The organism is Pseudanabaena sp. 'Roaring Creek', from assembly GCF_001402795.1.
In the GTDB taxonomy this organism is placed as follows: Bacteria; Cyanobacteriota; Cyanobacteriia; order Pseudanabaenales; family Pseudanabaenaceae; genus Pseudanabaena.
In genome coordinates this window covers 1-694 of the sequence record NZ_LIRE01000575.1, presented here as the reverse complement: position 1 = coordinate 694, position 694 = coordinate 1, and the positions used below count along the sequence as shown (strand labels likewise).

The following is a 694-nucleotide window of genomic DNA, read 5'->3' as shown; positions in this document are numbered from 1 at the left end:
ATCCATAACGTATTCCCCTTCAGATTTTAAGTACCTCAGCATAATTAAAATCCAGACCTAAAACCTGCGGCGCACGCGCAGCGTGCGCCGCAGGTTTTAGGGTTTTATATTTAATTAAGCCCCCTTATAAACAAAATTAGGCGATCGCCACTTCTTACAATTAAGCAAAAAACTCTATGGAAATACTAGCAGTGCCGACAGAGGTTTGCACTCTTCATCCTGAAAACACCTTGGGAAAAATATATTTAGATTGGATGCCCCAACCTGGTGACTATATCGACCTAGAAGGCAAAACCTATAGGATTTTAGAGCGCCGCCATCGATATCAGTTTCGTAGAGGAAAATATAACTTGTTTAGAGTTGTGGTATATGTGCAGCCAGCTCCAGAAAATTTGGATAGAAGTTTGATCGATGGTCGTTGGATTATTGGCGATGCAAATTGTCACTATAATGCCCTTTCAGAATTGATTCGCTGTGCGGTTAATCCAAATGGTCCATGTGCAGGATGTCGCTTTTGGGAAGTTAGATAACTCACCTTACGCAGAAGTCTAAAAAGGTTTCAGGGATTGCCATTCCAAGTAAGATTGCTGCAAAGCCTTAATATACAATTTGGATTTGAGAGCAAAATGATTGAGCTTAGAATTGAGTTTAAGAACCTCCAATTTCACATATCCCCACAAAGATGCAAAGAAGT

Annotated in this window: 1 protein-coding gene; it reads left to right on the top strand. The window is 40.3% G+C overall.

The window, feature by feature from the left end; genetic code table 11:
* Positions 1-176 precede the first annotated feature (176 nt).
* Positions 177-530 carry a DUF6464 family protein gene (locus tag AC805_RS16525; RefSeq protein WP_055076433.1) on the top strand — a complete coding sequence of 118 codons (354 nt, stop codon included), beginning with the start codon at positions 177-179 and terminating at the stop codon, positions 528-530.
* The last annotated feature ends 164 nt before the right edge of the window (positions 531-694 follow it).

What these genes read in the sequence shown, in the direction of transcription:
- AC805_RS16525 (WP_055076433.1), top strand. Translation starts at nt 177, where the DNA reads ATGGAAATACTAGCAGTGCCGACAGAGGTTTGCACTCTTCATCCTGAA.